At 52.0% G+C, this 21,368-nt stretch carries 16 protein-coding genes, 6 tRNA genes, 3 rRNA genes and 1 riboswitch; of the genes, 21 read left to right on the top strand and 4 right to left on the bottom strand.

Features of this window, described 5'->3' with window-relative positions; translation table 11 throughout:
• The first annotated feature begins 197 nt into the window (after nucleotides 1-197).
• Complete coding sequence (gene oxyR, locus HU143_RS21305) at nucleotides 198-1,115, top strand: DNA-binding transcriptional regulator OxyR (RefSeq protein WP_001025919.1); 918 nt, start codon at nucleotides 198-200, stop codon at nucleotides 1,113-1,115.
• Here the strand turns inward: oxyR and sthA are convergent.
• Complete coding sequence (gene sthA, locus HU143_RS21300) at nucleotides 1,098-2,498, bottom strand: Si-specific NAD(P)(+) transhydrogenase (protein ID WP_001120791.1); 1,401 nt, start codon at nucleotides 2,496-2,498, stop codon at nucleotides 1,098-1,100. The genes oxyR and sthA overlap by 18 nt on opposite strands.
• 198 nt (nucleotides 2,499-2,696) lie before the next feature.
• On the opposite strand from sthA, the gene fabR reads away from it, so the two are divergent.
• Both fabR and HU143_RS21290 read left to right on the top strand, forming a co-directional pair.
• Entirely contained in the window at nucleotides 2,697-3,332 is a 636-nt protein-coding gene (gene fabR, locus HU143_RS21295) for an HTH-type transcriptional repressor FabR (RefSeq protein ID WP_000971959.1), read from the top strand.
• Between the two features lie 15 nt (nucleotides 3,333-3,347).
• The gene (locus HU143_RS21290) at nucleotides 3,348-3,707 is read left to right on the top strand and encodes a YijD family membrane protein (protein ID WP_000813838.1); all 360 of its coding nucleotides are present in this window, start codon (nucleotides 3,348-3,350) and stop codon (nucleotides 3,705-3,707) included.
• A gap of 46 nt (nucleotides 3,708-3,753) precedes the next feature.
• Here the strand turns inward: HU143_RS21290 and trmA are convergent, their stop codons facing one another.
• Nucleotides 3,754-4,854: a tRNA (uridine(54)-C5)-methyltransferase TrmA gene (trmA, locus tag HU143_RS21285; RefSeq protein ID WP_000186981.1), complete on the bottom strand. Its 1,101-nt coding sequence runs from the start codon at nucleotides 4,852-4,854 to the stop codon at nucleotides 3,754-3,756.
• Between the two features lie 114 nt (nucleotides 4,855-4,968).
• Nucleotides 4,969-5,162: riboswitch (cobalamin riboswitch) on the top strand.
• Nucleotides 5,163-5,227: 65 nt separating this feature from the next.
• Here trmA and btuB point away from each other — a divergent pair.
• The 9 genes from btuB to birA all read left to right on the top strand — a co-directional run bounded on the left by btuB (nucleotide 5,228) and on the right by birA (nucleotide 15,775).
• Nucleotides 5,228-7,072: a TonB-dependent vitamin B12 receptor BtuB gene (gene btuB / locus HU143_RS21280; protein ID WP_000591403.1), complete on the top strand. Its 1,845-nt coding sequence runs from the start codon at nucleotides 5,228-5,230 to the stop codon at nucleotides 7,070-7,072.
• Nucleotides 7,017-7,868: a glutamate racemase gene (gene murI, locus HU143_RS21275; RefSeq protein WP_000201804.1), complete on the top strand. Its 852-nt coding sequence runs from the start codon at nucleotides 7,017-7,019 to the stop codon at nucleotides 7,866-7,868. The genes btuB and murI overlap by 56 nt, the downstream gene beginning before the upstream one ends.
• A gap of 379 nt (nucleotides 7,869-8,247) precedes the next feature.
• A 16S ribosomal RNA gene (locus HU143_RS21270) occupies nucleotides 8,248-9,789 on the top strand.
• A gap of 69 nt (nucleotides 9,790-9,858) precedes the next feature.
• A tRNA-Ile gene (locus HU143_RS21265) sits at nucleotides 9,859-9,935 on the top strand.
• 111 nt (nucleotides 9,936-10,046) lie between these two features.
• Nucleotides 10,047-10,122 (top strand) — tRNA-Ala (locus HU143_RS21260).
• A gap of 182 nt (nucleotides 10,123-10,304) precedes the next feature.
• Nucleotides 10,305-13,294, top strand: a 23S ribosomal RNA gene (locus HU143_RS21255).
• Nucleotides 13,295-13,490: 196 nt separating this feature from the next.
• Nucleotides 13,491-13,606 (top strand): 5S ribosomal RNA (gene rrf / locus HU143_RS21250).
• Together the 16S, 23S and 5S rRNA genes with 2 tRNA genes alongside form the textbook arrangement of a ribosomal RNA operon.
• A 181-nt stretch (nucleotides 13,607-13,787) precedes the next feature.
• Complete coding sequence (gene murB, locus HU143_RS21245) at nucleotides 13,788-14,816, top strand: UDP-N-acetylmuramate dehydrogenase (protein WP_051129266.1); 1,029 nt, start codon at nucleotides 13,788-13,790, stop codon at nucleotides 14,814-14,816.
• Nucleotides 14,813-15,775, top strand: a complete 963-nt coding sequence (gene birA / locus HU143_RS21240) for a bifunctional biotin--[acetyl-CoA-carboxylase] ligase/biotin operon repressor BirA (protein ID WP_000655746.1) — start codon at nucleotides 14,813-14,815, stop codon at nucleotides 15,773-15,775. The genes murB and birA overlap by 4 nt, the downstream gene beginning before the upstream one ends.
• A 34-nt stretch (nucleotides 15,776-15,809) precedes the next feature.
• Here birA and coaA read toward each other — a convergent pair whose 3' ends face one another.
• Together coaA and HU143_RS21230 are read right to left on the bottom strand one after the other, a co-directional pair.
• Nucleotides 15,810-16,760, bottom strand: coding sequence for a type I pantothenate kinase (gene coaA, locus HU143_RS21235; protein WP_000023069.1), 951 nt, complete (start codon nucleotides 16,758-16,760; stop codon nucleotides 15,810-15,812).
• A 208-nt stretch (nucleotides 16,761-16,968) separates the two neighbouring features.
• Nucleotides 16,969-17,142: a hypothetical protein gene (locus HU143_RS21230; protein WP_051129267.1), complete on the bottom strand. Its 174-nt coding sequence runs from the start codon at nucleotides 17,140-17,142 to the stop codon at nucleotides 16,969-16,971.
• Nucleotides 17,143-17,161: 19 nt separating this feature from the next.
• Here HU143_RS21230 and HU143_RS21225 point away from each other — a divergent pair.
• The 9 genes from HU143_RS21225 to rplA all read left to right on the top strand — a co-directional run bounded on the left by HU143_RS21225 (nucleotide 17,162) and on the right by rplA (nucleotide 21,357).
• A tRNA-Thr gene (locus tag HU143_RS21225) sits at nucleotides 17,162-17,237 on the top strand.
• Between the two features lie 8 nt (nucleotides 17,238-17,245).
• Nucleotides 17,246-17,330 (top strand) — tRNA-Tyr (locus tag HU143_RS21220).
• A gap of 116 nt (nucleotides 17,331-17,446) precedes the next feature.
• Nucleotides 17,447-17,521: transfer RNA gene (locus HU143_RS21215), tRNA-Gly, on the top strand.
• Between the two features lie 6 nt (nucleotides 17,522-17,527).
• Nucleotides 17,528-17,603, top strand: a tRNA-Thr gene (locus HU143_RS21210).
• Nucleotides 17,604-17,718: 115 nt separating this feature from the next.
• Nucleotides 17,719-18,903, top strand: coding sequence for an elongation factor Tu (gene tuf / locus HU143_RS21205; protein WP_000031748.1), 1,185 nt, complete (start codon nucleotides 17,719-17,721; stop codon nucleotides 18,901-18,903).
• 229 nt (nucleotides 18,904-19,132) lie between these two features.
• Nucleotides 19,133-19,516, top strand: a complete 384-nt coding sequence (secE, locus tag HU143_RS21200; protein WP_001275691.1) for a preprotein translocase subunit SecE — start codon at nucleotides 19,133-19,135, stop codon at nucleotides 19,514-19,516.
• Nucleotide 19,517: 1 nt separating this feature from the next.
• Entirely contained in the window at nucleotides 19,518-20,063 is a 546-nt protein-coding gene (nusG, locus tag HU143_RS21195) for a transcription termination/antitermination protein NusG (RefSeq protein ID WP_001287521.1), read from the top strand.
• A gap of 157 nt (nucleotides 20,064-20,220) precedes the next feature.
• Nucleotides 20,221-20,649, top strand: coding sequence for a 50S ribosomal protein L11 (rplK, locus tag HU143_RS21190; RefSeq protein WP_001085926.1), 429 nt, complete (start codon nucleotides 20,221-20,223; stop codon nucleotides 20,647-20,649).
• A gap of 3 nt (nucleotides 20,650-20,652) precedes the next feature.
• Nucleotides 20,653-21,357, top strand: coding sequence for a 50S ribosomal protein L1 (gene rplA / locus HU143_RS21185; RefSeq protein ID WP_001096676.1), 705 nt, complete (start codon nucleotides 20,653-20,655; stop codon nucleotides 21,355-21,357).
• The last annotated feature ends 11 nt before the right edge of the window (nucleotides 21,358-21,368 follow it).

Genomic DNA, 21,368 nt, shown 5'->3' with positions numbered 1-21,368 from the left:
GAGGTCCGCAAAAGTTCACGTTGGCTTTAGTTATTTCGGGTTCGAGAGATACCCTCTGAACGGGCGGTGTCTTCAAGGGTTAAACGAGAAACCGCTCCGTTCTGTGATGTATTATTAATCAGAAAGGTTGATAGGGATAATCGTTCATTGCTATGCTACCTATCGCCATGAACTATCGTGGCGACGGAGGATGAATAATGAATATTCGTGATCTTGAATATCTGGTGGCGTTAGCCGAACATCGCCATTTCCGGCGAGCGGCGGACTCCTGTCACGTCAGCCAGCCAACCCTTAGCGGGCAAATACGCAAGCTGGAAGATGAGCTGGGCGTTATGCTGCTGGAGCGTACGAGCCGTAAGGTGCTGTTTACCCAGGCGGGCTTACTGCTGGTGGATCAGGCGCGTACCGTACTGCGTGAGGTCAAGGTGCTCAAGGAGATGGCAAGCCAACAAGGCGAGACGATGTCCGGCCCGCTGCATATTGGTTTAATCCCAACAATTGGTCCCTATTTGCTGCCGCTTATCATTCCAATGTTGCACCAGACTTTCCCGAAGCTGGAAATGTATCTGCATGAGGCGCAAACGCATCAGTTGTTAGCGCAACTCGATAGCGGCAAGCTTGACTGCGCTATTCTGGCGCTGGTGAAAGAGAGCGAGGCGTTTATCGAAGTGCCGCTGTTTGATGAACCGATGATGCTGGCTATTTATGAGGATCATCCGTGGGCGAATCGCGATCGCGTGCCGATGTCCGATCTGGCGGGCGAGAAATTGCTGATGCTGGAAGATGGCCACTGTCTGCGCGATCAGGCGATGGGGTTCTGTTTTGAAGCGGGAGCGGATGAAGATACCCATTTCCGGGCGACCAGTCTGGAAACGCTGCGTAACATGGTGGCGGCGGGCAGTGGTATTACACTACTCCCCGCGCTGGCCGTACCGCAGGAGCGTAAGCGCGACGGCGTGGTTTATCTGCCATGCATTAAGCCGGAGCCGCGTCGTACCGTGGGGCTGGTTTATCGCCCGGGATCGCCGCTGCGTAGCCGTTATGAGCAACTGGCAGAGGCCATCCGTGGCGCAATGGATGGCCATTTCGACAAGGCGTTAAAACAGGCGGTTTAAGCCGTTCAACGCCGCAACCCGATAAGCTTCCGCCATGGTTGGGTAGTTAAAGGTGGTGTTAACGAAGTATTCGATGGTGTTACCACCACCTTTCTGCTCCATGATCGCCTGGCCGATATGAATAATTTCGGCGGCGCGTTCGCCAAAGCAGTGAATCCCCAGAATTTCTTTGGTTTCGCGGTGGAAGAGAATTTTTAGCGTGCCGACGTTCATGCCGACGATTTGCGCTCGCGCCAGATGCTTAAACTGCGCGCGGCCCACTTCGTAAGGCACTTTCATTGCCGTTAACTGCTGCTCGGTTTTGCCGACAGAACTGATTTCCGGAATGGTATAAATCCCGGTGGGGATATCTTCGATAAGATGCGCGGTCGCTTCGCCTTTCACCAGCGCCTGCGCTGCAATACGCCCCTGATCGTAGGCGGCGGAGGCCAGACTGGGATAGCCAATCACGTCGCCCACCGCATAGACGTGCGGCAGGGCGGTCTGGTACATACTGTTGACTTTGAGCTGTCCACGGCTGTCTGTTTCCAGACCAATATTCTCCAGCGCCAGCGAATCGGTGTTACCGGTACGACCATTAGCATAGAGCAGGCAGTCAGCCTTCAGTTTTTTGCCGGATTTCAGGTGCATGATGACGCCATCATCGCAGCCTTCGATTTTCTCATACTCTTCATTGTGGCGAATAACCACGCCGCTATTCCAGAAATGGTAAGAGAGAGAGTCGGACATCTCCTGATCGAGAAAGGCCAGCAGGCGATCGCGGGTGTTGATCAGATCCACTTTCACATCCATACCGCGGAAGATGGACGCATATTCGCAGCCGATAACGCCGGCGCCGTAAATAATAACGTGGCGCGGTTCATGGTGGAGACTCAGGATTGAGTCGCTGTCATAAATGCGCGGATGCGAGAAATCCACATCACTGGGATGGTAAGGACGCGAACCACAGGCAATAACAAATTTTTCTGCCGTCAGAGTTTCAACCGTGCCGTCATGGCATTCCAGCGCCAGGGTATGTTCGTCAATAAAATGGGCGTTGCCCTGCAAGATTTCACAGTGGTTACGCTCATAAAACCCCTGACGCATACGCGTTTGTTGATTAATCACGTTATCGGCATGATTAAGGATATCGGCGAAAGAAGAACGAAGGAGACGGGAGTGGTCGCTATAGAGCGGGTTTTGATTAAATTCAATAATGCGGCTGACGGCGTGGCGAAGGGCTTTGGATGGGATGGTACCCCAGTGGGTACATCCGCCGCCAACGTTATGATAACGCTCAATCACCGCGACGCGTGCTCCTTGCTTAACCAGACCCATTGCAGCGCCTTCACCGCCGGGGCCTGACCCTATGACGACTGCATCATAATCCCAGGAATGTGGCATGGTATTACTCACCTGTTTTTATACATAAAATAAACACGATGATAACATTTGCCCAGCTTTAACCCAATTATCGTTGTGCTTTTTTGCGAAGCCGGAGCACAAACTGTCTGTAAACAATCATTCACAATCCAGTGTGAACCCGTTACTTTTATTCTCTGGTATAGTGCCGAATAAGGCATATGGAAGGATTCAGACATTGTGATGGGTGTTAGAGCGCAACAAAAAGAAAAAACCCGGCGTTCGCTGGTGGAAGCCGCATTCAGCCAACTGAGCGCTGAGCGGAGTTTCGCCAGCCTGAGTTTGCGTGAGGTGGCGCGTGAAGCGGGCATTGCGCCAACGTCGTTTTACCGTCATTTTCGCGATGTCGATGAACTCGGTCTGACGATGGTGGATGAAAGCGGTCTGATGCTGCGTCAGTTGATGCGTCAGGCGCGACAGCGTATCGCGAAAGGCGGCAGCGTCATTCGCACGTCGGTCTCTACATTTATGGAGTTTATCGGCAACAATCCCAACGCCTTCCGTCTGTTGTTGCGCGAGCGTTCCGGCACTTCCGCGGCGTTTCGTGCCGCCGTCGCGCGGGAGATTCAGCATTTTATTGCGGAACTTGCCGACTATCTGGAACTCGAAAACCATATGCCGCGCGCGTTTACTGAAGCCCAGGCCGAAGCGATGGTGACTATTGTCTTTAGCGCGGGCGCAGAGGCGTTGGACATCGGCGCTGAACAGCGTCGGCAATTAGAAGAGCGGCTGGTATTGCAACTGCGCATGATTGCGAAAGGGGCGTATTACTGGTATCGCCGTGAGCAAGAGAAAATAGCACAACATTCCGAATAACGTGAAGGACGAGTAATGAAACAGTCAGGTCAAGATAAAGGTACGCTGTTGCTGGCGCTCATCGCTGGCTTATCGATTAACGGCACATTCGCGGCGCTGTTTAGCGCTATTGTGCCGTTCTCCGTATTCCCGGTTATCTCGCTGGTGCTGACGGTATATTGCCTGCATCAGCGCTACCAAAATCGTACTATGCCGGTAGGTTTGCCGGGGTTGGCCGCCGCCTGTTTCATTCTTGGCGTTTTACTGTATAGCACCGTCGTGCGTGCAGAATATCCGGATATTGGCTCTAATTTCTTCCCGGCGGTGCTGTCGGTGATTCTGGTATTCTGGATTGGCTTTAAACTGCGTAACCGCAAGCAGGACACCGCAGAGTAGTGTGCGAAGGCCGGATGGCGGTATAACCGGCCATCCGACGTACATTTTACCTTGCGGTGAGTAATACCCCGCATTCCATATGATGCGTATACGGGAACTGATCGAATAGCGCCAGGCGAGACACCGTGTGCGTCTGGCTTAACGTTTCCAGGTTTTTGCACAACGTTTCCGGATTGCAGGAAATGTACAGAATACGTGGATAAGCCTGCACCATTTTTTCTGTTTCGCTGTCCAGACCGCTGCGCGGCGGATCGACAAAAATGGTTTCGCACTGATAGCGCTTCAGGTCGATCCCCTGCAGGCGGTTAAACTCACGAACGCCGTTCATCGCCTGGGTAAACTCTTCCGCCGCCATGCGAATAATTTGCACATTATCAATATGATTAGCGGCAATATTGTACTGTGCGGCAGCGACGGACGGTTTGGCGATTTCGGTTGCCAGCACGCGGTTAAAATTGCGCGCCAGCGCTAAAGAAAAATTGCCGTTGCCGCAATACAACTCAAGCAGATCGCCTTTTGAGTCTTTCGTCACCTCTAGCGCCCACTCTAACATCTGAATATTCATGGCGGCGTTTGGCTGCGTAAAGCTGTTTTCGACCTGGCGGTAGATCATCTCTTTACCTGCCACAGGCAGACGCTCATCAATATAATCCTGATCCAATTCGATTTTAGTTTTAGTGGCCCGGCCAATCAGGTGTACGTTCAGACCTTGCGCGCGTAAAGCATCGCGTAACGCAGTGGCGGCTTCACGCCACTCTTCGTCCAGCTTCTTATGGTACAGCAACGACACTACCGCCTGGTTGCTCAAGGTCGTGAGATAATCGATCTGGAACAGCTTATGCCGCAGTGCATGATTATCGCGCACGCCGGCAATCATCGCCTTCATTAAGGTATTAATCAGTTGGCTGGCCGCCGGGAAGGTGTCAACGCGAATGCGGCTTTTGGTCTGCTGATCAAACATAATGTGGTACAGGTCATCGCCGTCATGCCACAGGCGAAATTCCGCACGCATACGATAGTGACTGACCGGCGAGCGAAATACTTCCGGAACCAGGCCAGAAAACGGCGCCATCATACTCTGCAAGCGCGCCACTTTTTCGGCCAGCTGCGCCTCATACTGTTCTGTCGGAAGATGTTCGGGGGTCATATCGCATCCTGAATAATAAAAGTACGCGGGGATTGTAGGGATTGCTCAGTGGATGTCCAGCTATTGATGATTTCTGATTTGTGATGCGCGGTCTGGACAGGGTGTTGTGACAGACGGTAGCATCCGTGGGCCGGTCCTGTGAGTTAATAGGGAATCCAGTGAAAATCTGGAGCTGACGCGCAGCGGTAAGGAAAGGTGAGATGAGAGCGTAAGCAGACACTGCCTCCGGCGGGAAGTCATCATTTCTGCTATCCAGTCAACGGATAACCCTCCAAGCCCGAAGACCTGCCGGCTAACGTCGCATCTGGTTTTTCATCATCGCGTACTATCGATGAAGCCTGCGGCATCCTTCTTATATTGTGGATGCTTTACAATGATTAAAAAAGCTACGCTGCTGACGGCGTTCTCCGTCACGGCCTTTTCCGCTTGGGCGCAGGACACTAGCCCGGATACCCTGGTTGTCACCGCCAACCGTTTTCAGCAGCCGCGCAGCGCGGTTCTGGCGCCCGTTACCATCGTGACGCGTCAGGATATTGAACGCTGGCAATCGACCTCCGTAAATGATGTTCTGCGCCGTTTGCCTGGCGTCGATATTGCGCAGAGCGGCGGCGCCGGACAAAACTCCTCCATTTTCATTCGCGGCACCAACTCCAGCCATGTACTGGTATTGATTGACGGCGTGCGTCTGAATTTAGCAGGCGTGAGCGGGTCCGCCGATCTCAGCCAGTTCCCGGTGTCGCTGGTACAGCGCATTGAATATATTCGCGGTCCGCGCTCCGCTATTTATGGTTCCGATGCTATCGGCGGCGTAGTGAATATCATTACGACGCGCGATAACCCAGGCACAGAATTAACCGCTGGATGGGGAAGCAATAGCTACCAGAATTACGACATCTCGACGCAACAGCAACTTGGCGAAAACACGCGGGCGACGTTGATCGGCGATTACGAATACACCAAAGGGTTTGACGTGGTAGCGAAAGGCGGTACCGGGATGCAGGCGCAGCCTGACCGGGACGGCTTTTTGAGTAAAACGCTTTATGGCGCGTTAGAGCATACCTTTTCTGATCGCTGGAGCGGATTCGTGCGTGGTTATGGCTACGATAACCGTACCGATTACGACGCCTATTACTCGCCGGGCTCGCCGCTAATTGATACACGCAAACTTTATAGCCAAAGCTGGGACGCCGGGCTGCGCTTTAATGGCGAACGTATTCAGTCTCAGCTGGTTTCAAGCTATAGCCACAGTAAAGATTACAACTATGATCCGCACTATGGCCGGTATGATACCTCCGCCACGCTGGATGAGATGAAACAGTACAATGTTCAATGGACCAACAGTGTGGTCGTGGGGCACGGTAATGTTGGGGCGGGCGTAGACTGGCAGAAACAGACTACCACGCCAGGTACCGGCTATGTGCCCGAGGGATATGACCAGCGTAATACCGGGGTTTACCTGACAGGATTACAACAGTTGGGTGACTTCACTCTGGAAGCGGCGGCGCGCAGTGATGACAACTCCCAGTTTGGTCGTCATGGTACATGGCAAACCAGCGCGGGATGGGAGTTTATAGAAGGTTATCGCTTTATTGCCTCCTACGGAACCTCCTACAAAGCGCCTAATTTGGGCCAACTGTATGGTTATTACGGTAATCCGAACCTGAATCCTGAAAAGAGTAAACAGTGGGAAGGCGCATTTGAAGGGCTAACCGCTGGCGTCAGCTGGCGTATTTCAGGTTATCGTAACGATATTAATGACATGATCGATTATGACGATCATCTGCAAAAATATTACAACGAAGGTAAGGCGCGCATTAAAGGTATTGAGGCGACGGCGAATTTCGATACCGGACCGTTAACGCATACGGTCAGTTACGATTACGTTGATGCGCGTAATGCGATTACCGATACGCCATTACCGCGGCGTTCCAAACAGATGGCAAAATATCAACTTGACTGGGACGTTTACGATTTTGACTGGGGGGTGACATATCAATACCTTGGTTCCCGCTATGATTCGGATTACTCCGCTTACCCATACCGGACAGTAAAAATGGGCGGCGTCAGTTTATGGGATCTTACGGTTGCATATCCGGTCACCTCACATCTGACAGTTCGTGGTAAAATAGCCAACCTGTTCGACAAAGATTACGAGACAGTTTATGGCTACCAAACTGCAGGACGAGAATACACCTTGTCTGGCAGCTACACCTTCTGAACCACGTCCCACCGTGCTGGTATTTGATTCCGGCGTCGGTGGATTGTCGGTCTATGATGAGATTCGGCGGCTCCTGCCGGATCTCCACTATATATATGCTTTCGATAACGTGGCTTTCCCCTACGGGGAAAAGAGCGAAACGTTTATCGTTGAGCGCGTTGTCGAGATTGTGACTGCGGTACAGCAGCGCTATCCCCTTTCACTGGCGGTGATTGCCTGTAATACCGCCAGTACGGTCTCACTTCCCGCATTACGTGAAAAGTTTGCCTTCCCGGTGGTGGGCGTTGTGCCTGCGATTAAACCAGCGGCGCGGCTTACCGCCAATGGCGTCGTCGGGCTACTGGCGACGAGAGCCACGGTCAAACGTCCTTATACTCACGAGCTGATTGCGCGCTTCGCCAATGAATGTCAGATAGCGATGTTGGGGTCGGCAGAACTGGTGGAACTGGCGGAAGCTAAATTACATGGCGATTCGGTATCGCTGGAAGAACTGCGCCGTATATTACGCCCATGGCTACGAATGCCGGAGCCGCCTGACACGGTCGTTCTGGGGTGTACGCATTTCCCTCTATTACGGGACGAGCTTTTGCAAGTCCTGCCCGAAGGGACGCGGTTAGTGGATTCCGGCGCGGCGATAGCGCGTCGTACAGCCTGGCTGTTGGAACATGAAGCGCCGGATGCGAAATCAACCGATGCCAATATTGCTTATTGCATGGCAATGACGCCAGGAGCTGAACAATTATTACCCGTTTTACAGCGTTATGGCTTTGAAACGCTCGAAAAACTGGCGGTTTAATGGCGTTTTGGGTAAATACCAGGCACTTGAGAAATTATTTTAAATTTCCTCTTGTCAGGCAGAAATAACTCCCTATAATGCGCCACCACTGACACGGAACAACGGCACACAGGCCGCCGGGTCAGCGGGGTTCAGACCAGAACCTCACGGAGAAAAGCGAAAATAAACGCTTGACTCTGAAGCGGGAAAGCGTAATATGCACACCCCGCGCCGCTGAGAAAAAGCGAAGCGGCACTGCTCTTTAACAATTTATCAGACAATCTGTGTGGGCACTCGAAGATACGGATTCTTAACGTCCTCGGACGAAAAATGAATACCAAGTCTCAAGAGTGAACACGTAATTCATTACGAAGTTTAATTCTTTGAGCATCAAACTTTTAAATTGAAGAGTTTGATCATGGCTCAGATTGAACGCTGGCGGCAGGCCTAACACATGCAAGTCGAACGGTAACAGGAAGCAGCTTGCTGCTTTGCTGACGAGTGGCGGACGGGTGAGTAATGTCTGGGAAACTGCCTGATGGAGGGGGATAACTACTGGAAACGGTGGCTAATACCGCATAACGTCGCAAGACCAAAGAGGGGGACCTTCGGGCCTCTTGCCATCAGATGTGCCCAGATGGGATTAGCTTGTTGGTGAGGTAACGGCTCACCAAGGCGACGATCCCTAGCTGGTCTGAGAGGATGACCAGCCACACTGGAACTGAGACACGGTCCAGACTCCTACGGGAGGCAGCAGTGGGGAATATTGCACAATGGGCGCAAGCCTGATGCAGCCATGCCGCGTGTATGAAGAAGGCCTTCGGGTTGTAAAGTACTTTCAGCGGGGAGGAAGGTGTTGTGGTTAATAACCGCAGCAATTGACGTTACCCGCAGAAGAAGCACCGGCTAACTCCGTGCCAGCAGCCGCGGTAATACGGAGGGTGCAAGCGTTAATCGGAATTACTGGGCGTAAAGCGCACGCAGGCGGTCTGTCAAGTCGGATGTGAAATCCCCGGGCTCAACCTGGGAACTGCATTCGAAACTGGCAGGCTTGAGTCTTGTAGAGGGGGGTAGAATTCCAGGTGTAGCGGTGAAATGCGTAGAGATCTGGAGGAATACCGGTGGCGAAGGCGGCCCCCTGGACAAAGACTGACGCTCAGGTGCGAAAGCGTGGGGAGCAAACAGGATTAGATACCCTGGTAGTCCACGCCGTAAACGATGTCTACTTGGAGGTTGTGCCCTTGAGGCGTGGCTTCCGGAGCTAACGCGTTAAGTAGACCGCCTGGGGAGTACGGCCGCAAGGTTAAAACTCAAATGAATTGACGGGGGCCCGCACAAGCGGTGGAGCATGTGGTTTAATTCGATGCAACGCGAAGAACCTTACCTGGTCTTGACATCCACAGAACTTTCCAGAGATGGATTGGTGCCTTCGGGAACTGTGAGACAGGTGCTGCATGGCTGTCGTCAGCTCGTGTTGTGAAATGTTGGGTTAAGTCCCGCAACGAGCGCAACCCTTATCCTTTGTTGCCAGCGATTAGGTCGGGAACTCAAAGGAGACTGCCAGTGATAAACTGGAGGAAGGTGGGGATGACGTCAAGTCATCATGGCCCTTACGACCAGGGCTACACACGTGCTACAATGGCGCATACAAAGAGAAGCGACCTCGCGAGAGCAAGCGGACCTCATAAAGTGCGTCGTAGTCCGGATTGGAGTCTGCAACTCGACTCCATGAAGTCGGAATCGCTAGTAATCGTGGATCAGAATGCCACGGTGAATACGTTCCCGGGCCTTGTACACACCGCCCGTCACACCATGGGAGTGGGTTGCAAAAGAAGTAGGTAGCTTAACCTTCGGGAGGGCGCTTACCACTTTGTGATTCATGACTGGGGTGAAGTCGTAACAAGGTAACCGTAGGGGAACCTGCGGTTGGATCACCTCCTTACCTTAAAGAACTGTTCTTTGCAGTGCTCACACAGATTGTCTGATGAAAAACGAGCAGTAAAACCTCTACAGGCTTGTAGCTCAGGTGGTTAGAGCGCACCCCTGATAAGGGTGAGGTCGGTGGTTCAAGTCCACTCAGGCCTACCAAATTTTCCCTGAATACTGCGTTGTGAAATAACTCACATACTGATGTATGCTTCGTTATTCCACGCCTTGTCTCAGGAAAAATTATCGGTAAAGAGGTTCTGACTACACGATGGGGCTATAGCTCAGCTGGGAGAGCGCCTGCTTTGCACGCAGGAGGTCTGCGGTTCGATCCCGCATAGCTCCACCATCTCGTGAGTGTTTACGAAAAAATACTTCAGAGTGTACCTGAAAGGGTTCACTGCGAAGTTTTGCTCTTTAAAAATCTGGATCAAGCTGAAAATTGAAACACAGAACAACGAAAGTTGTTCGTGAGTCTCTCAAATTTTCGCAACACGATGATGAATCGTAAGAAACATCTTCGGGTTGTGAGGTTAAGCGACTAAGCGTACACGGTGGATGCCCTGGCAGTCAGAGGCGATGAAGGACGTGCTAATCTGCGATAAGCGCCGGTAAGGTGATATGAACCGTTATAACCGGCGATTTCCGAATGGGGAAACCCAGTGTGACTCGTCACACTATCATTAACTGAATCCATAGGTTAATGAGGCGAACCGGGGGAACTGAAACATCTAAGTACCCCGAGGAAAAGAAATCAACCGAGATTCCCCCAGTAGCGGCGAGCGAACGGGGAGGAGCCCAGAGCCTGAATCAGCATGTGTGTTAGTGGAAGCGTCTGGAAAGGCGCGCGATACAGGGTGACAGCCCCGTACACAAAAGCGCATGTGCTGTGAGCTCGATGAGTAGGGCGGGACACGTGGTATCCTGTCTGAATATGGGGGGACCATCCTCCAAGGCTAAATACTCCTGACTGACCGATAGTGAACCAGTACCGTGAGGGAAAGGCGAAAAGAACCCCGGCGAGGGGAGTGAAAAAGAACCTGAAACCGTGTACGTACAAGCAGTGGGAGCACAGGTTTACCTGTGTGACTGCGTACCTTTTGTATAATGGGTCAGCGACTTATATTCTGTAGCAAGGTTAACCGCATAGGGGAGCCGCAGGGAAACCGAGTCTTAACCGGGCGTTAAGTTGCAGGGTATAGACCCGAAACCCGGTGATCTAGCCATGGGCAGGTTGAAGGTTGGGTAACACTAACTGGAGGACCGAACCGACTAATGTTGAAAAATTAGCGGATGACCTGTGGCTGGGGGTGAAAGGCCAATCAAACCGGGAGATAGCTGGTTCTCCCCGAAAGCTATTTAGGTAGCGCCTCGTGAATTCATCTCCGGGGGTAGAGCACTGTTTCGGCTAGGGGGTCATCCCGACTTACCAACCCGATGCAAACTGCGAATACCGGAGAATGTTATCACGGGAGACACACGGCGGGTGCTAACGTCCGTCGTGAAGAGGGAAACAACCCAGACCGCCAGCTAAGGTCCCAAAGTCATGGTTAAGTGGGAAACGATGTGGGAAGGCCCAGACAGCCAGGATGTTGGCTTAGAAGCAGCCATCATTTAAAGAAAGCGTAATAGCTCACTGGTCGAGTCGGCCTGCGCGGAAGATGTAACGGGGCTAAACCATGCACCGAAGCTGCGGCAGCGAACGTATCACCCAAGACAACTTTGCGGAGTTGACGATTGACGGAGCGAAGCGACGTCAAAGCGTTCATTAAAGTCGAGTTGGCTTAGGGATACGTTCGTTGGGTAGGGGAGCGTTCTGTAAGCCTGTGAAGGTGTGCTGTGAGGCATGCTGGAGGTATCAGAAGTGCGAATGCTGACATAAGTAACGATAAAGCGGGTGAAAAGCCCGCTCGCCGGAAGACCAAGGGTTCCTGTCCAACGTTAATCGGGGCAGGGTGAGTCGACCCCTAAGGCGAGGCCGAAAGGCGTAGTCGATGGGAAACGGGTTAATATTCCCGTACTTGGTGTTACTGCGAAGGGGGGACGGAGAAGGCTATGTTGGCCGGGCGACGGTTGTCCCGGTTTAAGCGTGTAGGCTGGTTTTCCAGGCAAATCCGGAAAATCAAGGCTGAGGCGTGACGACGAGGCACTACGGTGCTGAAGCAACAAATGCCCTGCTTCCAGGAAAAGCCTCTAAGCATCAGGTAACATCAAATCGTACCCCAAACCGACACAGGTGGTCAGGTAGAGAATACCAAGGCGCTTGAGAGAACTCGGGTGAAGGAACTAGGCAAAATGGTGCCGTAACTTCGGGAGAAGGCACGCTGACATGTAGGTGAAGTGATTTACTCATGGAGCTGAAGTCAGTCGAAGATACCAGCTGGCTGCAACTGTTTATTAAAAACACAGCACTGTGCAAACACGAAAGTGGACGTATACGGTGTGACGCCTGCCCGGTGCCGGAAGGTTAATTGATGGGGTCAGCGCAAGCGAAGCTCCTGATCGAAGCCCCGGTAAACGGCGGCCGTAACTATAACGGTCCTAAGGTAGCGAAATTCCTTGTCGGGTAAGTTCCGACCTGCACGAATGGCGTAATGATGGCCAGGCTGTCTCCACCCGAGACTCAGTGAAATTGAACTCGCTGTGAAGATGCAGTGTACCCGCGGCAAGACGGAAAGACCCCGTGAACCTTTACTATAGCTTGACACTGAACATTGAGCCTTGATGTGTAGGATAGGTGGGAGGCTTTGAAGCGTGGACGCCAGTCTGCGTGGAGCCGACCTTGAAATACCACCCTTTAATGTTTGATGTTCTAACGTGGACCCGTTACCCGGGTTGCGGACAGTGTCTGGTGGGTAGTTTGACTGGGGCGGTCTCCTCCTAAAGAGTAACGGAGGAGCACGAAGGTTGGCTAATCCTGGTCGGACATCAGGAGGTTAGTGCAATGGCATAAGCCAGCTTGACTGCGAGCGTGACGGCGCGAGCAGGTGCGAAAGCAGGTCATAGTGATCCGGTGGTTCTGAATGGAAGGGCCATCGCTCAACGGATAAAAGGTACTCCGGGGATAACAGGCTGATACCGCCCAAGAGTTCATATCGACGGCGGTGTTTGGCACCTCGATGTCGGCTCATCACATCCTGGGGCTGAAGTAGGTCCCAAGGGTATGGCTGTTCGCCATTTAAAGTGGTACGCGAGCTGGGTTTAGAACGTCGTGAGACAGTTCGGTCCCTATCTGCCGTGGGCGCTGGAGAACTGAGGGGGGCTGCTCCTAGTACGAGAGGACCGGAGTGGACGCATCACTGGTGTTCGGGTTGTCATGCCAATGGCACTGCCCGGTAGCTAAATGCGGAAGAGATAAGTGCTGAAAGCATCTAAGCACGAAACTTGCCCCGAGATGAGTTCTCCCTGAGACTTTAGGTCTCCTGAAGGAACGTTGAAGACGACGACGTTGATAGGCCGGGTGTGTAAGCGCAGCGATGCGTTGAGCTAACCGGTACTAATGAACCGTGAGGCTTAACCTTACAACGCCGAAGATGTTTTGGCGGATTGAGAAGACAACAATTTTCAGCTCAGATTCAGAGTCCGAAGGATTTTACGCTGAGACAAGGCGGCAAACGCAGCGACGGAAAGAGCATACAGAAGTATGTGACTGACGCTCGCAAGAGCAGCCAACGCGGTATCAGTGTAAAAGACACAGGACAGAGCACAAAGAATTTGCCTGGCGGCACTAGCGCGGTGGTCCCACCTGACCCCATGCCGAACTCAGAAGTGAAACGCCGTAGCGCCGATGGTAGTGTGGGGTCTCCCCATGCGAGAGTAGGGAACTGCCAGGCATCAAATAAAACGAAGGGCCCTGTCGGAAGACAGGGCCTTTTGTTTTATCTGTAGTCTGCCGGATGGCGGCTCCGCCTTATCCAGCCTACAGGGACGCGCCGATCCACCCTCAATATAACCACAAGCCTTCCCAACACAGATACGGTAAACTATTGCCGATTGAGTATCAGGAAAGCAGCCATGACCCACTCCCTAAAATCCTGGAATACCTTCGGCATTGATCATTGTGCAAAGCACATCGTATGCGCTGAAAACGAACAACAACTACTGAGCGCCTGGCAGCAAGCAACTCGTGAGGGACTGCCGGTTATGATCCTGGGTGAAGGAAGCAATGTTCTGTTTCTGGAAAATTACGCCGGCACCGTGATCCTTAACCGCCTGAAAGGCATTGAGGTGAATGAAACCGCGGACGCCTGGCACCTACACGTCGGCGCAGGCGAAAACTGGCATCAGCTGGTTCGCTACGCGCTGGACAACAACATGCCCGGCCTGGAGAATCTGGCGCTCATCCCTGGCTGCGTTGGTTCCTCGCCTATACAGAATATTGGCGCGTATGGCGTAGAACTACAGCGCGTCTGCGACTATGTTGACTGCGTTGAACTGGAAGCGGGAAAACGTCTGCGTTTGTCCGCGGCGGAATGCCGTTTCGGCTATCGTGACAGCATCTTCAAAAATGAATATCAGGATCGCGTTGCGATCGTCGCGGTGGGTCTGCGTTTGTCAAAGCAATGGCAGCCGGTGTTGACCTATGGCGATCTTACTCGTCTGGACCCGAAAACGGTCACCGCGCAACAGGTGTTTGATGCTGTATGCCATATGCGCACCACAAAATTGCCGGATCCTAAAGTGAATGGCAATGCGGGCAGCTTTTTTAAAAATCCCGTTGTCGCAGCCGATATCGCTATGGAACTGTTAGAACGATTTCCCAACGCGCCGCATTACCCTCAGGCAGACGGCTCAGTGAAGCTGGCGGCAGGCTGGCTGATAGATCAATGTCAGTTGAAAGGCGTCACCATTGGCGGCGCTGCGGTGCATCGCCAACAGGCGCTGGTATTGATTAATGCGAATGATGCGACAAGTAAAGATGTGGTGGCGCTGGCGCATCATGTCCGGCAAAAAGTGGGTGAAAAATTTAATGTCTGGCTGGAGCCTGAGGTTCGCTTTATTGGTCAGTTCGGAGAGGTGAACGCTGTGGAGAGCATTGCATGAAAGATACTACCGTTCCCCTGACGCTGATCTCACTACTTGCCGACGGAGAGTTTCACTCAGGCGAGCAGTTGGGTGAACGGCTGGGAATGAGCCGTGCGGCTATTAATAAACATATCCAGACATTACGCGACTGGGGAGTAGATGTATTTACCGTTCCCGGGAAAGGATATAGCTTACCGGAACCCATCCAGTTACTGGATGCTGACCGTATACATAGCCAACTGGATAGCGGAAACGTGGCGGTATTGCCCGTTATCGATTCAACCAATCAGTATTTACTTGATCGAATTGGCGAGCTGCGTTCAGGCGATGCCTGTGTAGCAGAATACCAACAGGCGGGGCGTGGTCGTCGCGGGCGTAAATGGTTCTCACCGTTTGGTGCGAATCTATATCTTTCAATGTACTGGCGTCTGGAGCAGGGGCCTGCGGCGGCAATAGGCTTGAGTCTGGTCATTGGAATTGTGATGGCGGAAGTGCTGCGTGAACTGGGCGCAGATAAAGTTCGTGTGAAGTGGCCTAACGACCTCTACCTGCTGGATCGCAAACTGGCGGGTATTCTGGTCGAGTTAACCGGTAAAACGGGCGATGCCGCACAAATAGTGATTGGCGCTGGTATTAACATGGCAATGCGTCGCGTAGAAGAGGACGTGATAAATCAGGGATGGATCACACTACAAGAGGCCGGAATTACGCTCGACCGCAATATGCTAGCCGCAAAGCTGATTTATAAGTTACGTGCTGCGCTTGAGCTTTTTGAGCAAGAAGGTCTTTCTCCTTATCTTTCGCGCTGGAAAAAACTGGATAATTTTATTGATCGCCCGGTAAAACTAATTATTGGTGACAAAGAAATATTTGGTATTTCTCGCGGCATTGATACTCAGGGCGCATTATTGCTTGAACAGGATGGTGTGATTAAACCCTGGATGGGCGGAGAAATATCGCTGCGAAGCGCCGAATAGTAAAAAAGGGGAGTCGGTACTCCCCTTTTTTCTGTTATTTCCGCAATCTTACCTGTTCCACCGCATGGTTAGCGCTCTTGGTCATAATAAGGCTGGCACGTTCTCGTGTAGGTAAGATATTTTGTTTTAAATTCAACCAGTTAATTTCTTTCCAAAGCGAAGTCGCTGTATTAACAGCTTCTTCTTTAGATAATTTCGCATAATTGTGGAAATAAGAGTCAGGATCGGTAAACGCCCCTTCGCGGAATTTCAGGAAGCGATTGATATACCATGTCTGAAGAAGTTCTTCTGGCGCATCAACGTAAATAGAGAAATCAACGAAATCAGAGACAAATACATGGTGCGGATCGTGAGGATAATCCATACCGCTTTGTAAAACATTCAAACCTTCAAGAATCAATATATCAGGCTGAGCGACAGTTTTATCCCCTTCAGGAATAACATCGTAAATCAAATGAGAATAGACTGGCGCCGTCACGTTCGGTACGCCCGACTTGAGGTCAGAAACGAATTTCACCAGTCGGTGCATATCATACGATTCGGGGAACCCCTTTTTCTTCATTAACCCGCGTTCTTTCAACACCTGGTTTGGGTGGAGGAAGCCGTCAGTGGTAATCAATTCAACACGGCGGTGTTCCGGCCAGCGACTCAGCAACGCTTGCAGAACGCGTGCTGTCGTGCTTTTACCCACTGCGACGCTGCCCGCGATACTGATGATATAAGGGATTCGCTGGCCGTTAGTGCCCAGAAACTGTTCCAGGACAGCCTGACGACGCAGATTTGAACTGATATAGAAATTTAGCAAACGGGAGAGAGGTAAATATATTTCTGCAACTTCTTCCAGCGATAAATCTTCATTAATGCCTTTTAACTGCGCGATCTCATCCTCGGTCAGGGTCATCGGCACAGAATCGCGAAGCGCAGCCCACTGGCTGCGATCAAACTGTAGGTAAGGCGTCATTAACGATTGCTCTTTTATACTCATAAGCATGTTTCTGGCTGCTATTGCTACATCAGTTCAGCGATGAACGAGGGCCATCCCTGACATGCAACGGCACGTCACATTTAAGTTAATTTGGACAATGGGCAGGAGGGTAACACCAGATGGGGAGGAATAATAAGAAAAAATCTCGCTGTGAAAGCTATCCCTGAGAAGCAATGTGACGAATATACCAGATACAGAAGATTGCTTTCTATCGACGGAACGTTGAAATGCCGCGTCGTATCTTGGTCAGACGGTCGGTAAAATGCCGAAAATTTATGCTCTCTTGTTTGAAATTAGAGCATTTTTGTCTCTTATAGCGCAAAATGTGAGCGATAGAACATTTTATGCAATTTTTTAGTTGCATGAGCACGCAGGTCTCCATAGAATGCGCGCTACTTGATGCCGACTTAGCTCAGTAGGTAGAGCAACTGACTTGTAATCAGTAGGTCACCAGTTCGATTCCGGTAGTCGGCACCATCAAGTCCGGTGGGGTTCCCGAGCGGCCAAAGGGAGCAGACTGTAAATCTGCCGTCACAGACTTCGAAGGTTCGAATCCTTCCCCCACCACCATTTTCGGCCGCGCGATGGCGCAGCCCGAGACGATAAGTTCGCTTACCGGCTCGAATAAAGAGAGTTTCTCTCGATATTCAGTGCAGAATGAAAATCAGGTAGCCGAGTTCCAGGATGCGGGCATCGTATAATGGCTATTACCTCAGCCTTCCAAGCTGATGATGCGGGTTCGATTCCCGCTGCCCGCTCCAAGATGTGCTGATATAGCTCAGTTGGTAGAGCGCACCCTTGGTAAGGGTGAGGTCGGCAGTTCGAATCTGCCTATCAGCACCACTTCTTTTCTCCTTCCTGTTTTTCTCTTCTGTTTATTAGCATTCAACAAGTCGGGCGTGTTGCCTGGTTGATGTGGTGATATCACCGATTTATCCGTGTCTTAGAGGGACAATCGATGTCTAAAGAAAAGTTTGAACGTACAAAACCGCACGTTAACGTCGGTACTATCGGCCACGTTGACCATGGTAAAACAACGCTGACCGCTGCCATTACTACCGTACTGGCTAAAACCTACGGCGGTGCCGCCCGCGCATTCGACCAGATCGATAATGCGCCGGAAGAAAAAGCGCGTGGTATCACCATCAACACTTCTCACGTTGAATACGATACCCCGACCCGCCACTACGCACACGTAGACTGCCCGGGGCACGCCGACTATGTTAAAAACATGATCACCGGTGCTGCTCAGATGGACGGCGCGATCCTGGTTGTTGCTGCGACTGACGGCCCGATGCCGCAGACCCGTGAGCACATCCTGCTGGGTCGTCAGGTAGGCGTTCCGTACATCATCGTGTTCCTGAACAAATGCGACATGGTTGATGACGAAGAGCTGCTGGAACTGGTTGAAATGGAAGTTCGTGAACTTCTGTCTCAGTACGACTTCCCGGGCGACGACACGCCGATCGTTCGTGGTTCTGCTCTGAAAGCGCTGGAAGGCGACGCAGAGTGGGAAGCGAAAATCATCGAACTGGCTGGCTTCCTGGATTCTTACATCCCGGAACCAGAGCGTGCGATTGACAAGCCGTTCCTGCTGCCGATCGAAGACGTATTCTCCATCTCCGGTCGTGGTACCGTTGTTACCGGTCGTGTAGAGCGCGGTATCATCAAAGTGGGCGAAGAAGTTGAAATCGTTGGTATCAAAGAGACTCAGAAGTCTACCTGTACTGGCGTTGAAATGTTCCGCAAACTGCTGGACGAAGGCCGTGCCGGTGAGAACGTAGGTGTTCTGCTGCGTGGTATCAAACGTGAAGAAATCGAACGTGGTCAGGTACTGGCTAAGCCAGGCACCATCAAGCCGCACACCAAGTTCGAATCTGAAGTGTACATTCTGTCCAAAGATGAAGGCGGCCGTCATACTCCGTTCTTCAAAGGCTACCGTCCGCAGTTCTACTTCCGTACTACTGACGTGACTGGCACCATCGAACTGCCGGAAGGCGTAGAGATGGTAATGCCGGGCGACAACATCAAAATGGTTGTTACCCTGATCCACCCGATCGCGATGGACGACGGTCTGCGTTTCGCAATCCGTGAAGGCGGCCGTACCGTTGGCGCGGGCGTTGTTGCTAAAGTTCTCGGCTAATCGCTGATAACATTTGACGCAATGCGCAATAAAAGGGCATCATTTGATGCCCTTTTTGCACGCTTTCACACCAGAACCTGGCTCATCAGTGATTTTATTTGTCATAATCATTGCTGAGACAGGCTCTGTAGAGGGCGTATAATCCGAAAGGCGAATAAGCGTTTCGATTTGGATTGCCTCGCGATTGCGGGGTGAAAATGTTTGTAGAATACTTCTGACAGGTTGGTTTATGAGTGCGAATACCGAAGCTCAAGGGAGCGGGCGCGGCCTGGAAGCGATGAAGTGGATAGTTGTTGCCATATTGCTGATCGTCGCAATCGTCGGCAACTACCTCTATCGCGACATGATGCTGCCGCTGCGTGCGCTGGCCGTAGTAATTCTGATTGCTGCAGCGGGTGGTGTCGCGCTGTTGACGACAAAAGGTAAAGCAACCGTTGCTTTTGCCCGTGAAGCGAGAACCGAAGTCCGTAAGGTCATTTGGCCGACTCGCCAGGAAACGCTGCACACCACGCTGATCGTCGCTGCGGTTACCGCAGTTATGTCACTGATCCTGTGGGGACTGGATGGTATTCTGGTTCGCCTGGTATCCTTTATCACTGGCCTGAGGTTCTGAGATGTCTGAAGCACCTAAAAAGCGCTGGTACGTCGTTCAGGCGTTTTCCGGTTTTGAAGGCCGCGTAGCCACATCGCTGCGCGAGCATATCAAATTACACAATATGGAAGAGCTGTTTGGCGAAGTCATGGTGCCGACTGAAGAAGTCGTTGAGATCCGTGGCGGCCAGCGTCGCAAAAGCGAACGCAAATTCTTCCCGGGTTACGTTCTGGTCCAGATGGTCATGAACGACGCAAGCTGGCACCTGGTGCGCAGCGTGCCGCGTGTGATGGGCTTTATCGGCGGTACGTCTGACCGTCCGGCGCCGATCAGCGACAAAGAAGTCGATGCGATCATGAACCGCCTGCAGCAGGTTGGCGATAAGCCGCGGCCGAAAACTCTGTTTGAACCGGGTGAAATGGTTCGTGTTAACGACGGTCCGTTCGCAGACTTTAACGGCGTTGTCGAAGAAGTCGATTATGAGAAGTCTCGCCTGAAAGTGTCTGTTTCTATCTTCGGTCGTGCGACCCCGGTAGAGCTGGACTTCAGCCAGGTTGAGAAAGCGTAAGGCTGCGATCAAAAAAGCAGCGATCTAATCGTTGCATAGGGCGCGAAATTGACATACAATTTCGCGCCTTTTGTTTTTATGGGCCTTATGCCCATAAAGCGATATTTATCACGGGGAGCTTCTTTGAAGCGATACTACCCAATTCGAGGAATTTAGAATGGCTAAGAAAGTACAAGCCTACGTCAAGCTGCAGGTTGCAGCTGGTATGGCGAACCCGAGTCCGCCGGTTGGTCCAGCACTGGGTCAGCAGGGTGTGAACATCATGGAATTCTGCAAAGCGTTCAACGCAAAAACGGATTCCATCGAAAAAGGTCTGCCGATTCCGGTTGTTATTACCGTTTACGCTGACCGTTCTTTCACCTTCGTTACCAAAACGCCTCCGGCAGCTGTTCTGCTGAAAAAAGCGGCTGGTATCAAGTCTGGTTCCGGCAAGCCGAACAAAGACAAAGTAGGTAAAATTTCCCGCGCTCAGCTGCAGGAAATCGCGCAGACCAAAGCTGCCGACATGACTGGTGCCGACATTGAAGCGATGACTCGCTCCATCGAAGGTACTGCACGTTCCATGGGCCTGGTAGTGGAGGACTAAGAAATGGCTAAACTGACCAAGCGTATGCGCGTGATCCGTGAAAAAGTTGATGCGACCAAACAGTACGACATCAACGAAGCTATTGCCCTGCTGAAAGAGCTGGCCACTGCTAAATTCAACGAAAGCGTTGACGTTGCCGTTAACCTCGGCATCGACGCTCGTAAATCTGACCAGAACGTTCGTGGCGCGACTGTACTGCCGCACGGTACTGGCCGTTCTGTTCGCGTTGCCGTATTTACCCAGGGCCCGAACGCTGAAGCAGCTAAAGCTGCTGGCGCTGAGCTGGTAGGTATGGAAGATCTGGCTGACCAGATCAAGAAAGGCGAAATGAACTTCGACGTTGTTATCGCATCCCCGGATGCAATGCGCGTAGTTGGCCAGCTGGGCCAGGTTCTGGGTCCGCGCGGCCTGATGCCAAACCCGAAAGTCGGTACCGTAACTCCGAACGTTGCTGAAGCGGTTAAGAACGCTAAAGCAGGTCAGGTTCGTTACCGTAACGACAAAAACGGCATCATCCACACCACCATCGGTAAAGTGGACTTTGACGCTGACAAACTGAAAGAAAACCTGGAAGCTCTGCTGGTTGCGCTGAAAAAAGCAAAACCGAGCCAGGCGAAAGGCGTGTACATCAAGAAAGTTAGCATCTCCACCACCATGGGTGCTGGCGTTGCCGTTGATCAGGCTGGTCTGAGCGCATCTGCGAACTAAGATTAGTCTTT

It is taken from the genome of Salmonella sp. SJTUF14076, assembly GCF_015534835.1.
Classification (GTDB): domain Bacteria; phylum Pseudomonadota; class Gammaproteobacteria; order Enterobacterales; family Enterobacteriaceae; genus Salmonella; species Salmonella enterica.
The sequence above is the reverse complement of the archived record's forward strand: the minus strand, read 5'-3'. Positions and strand labels throughout refer to the sequence as shown.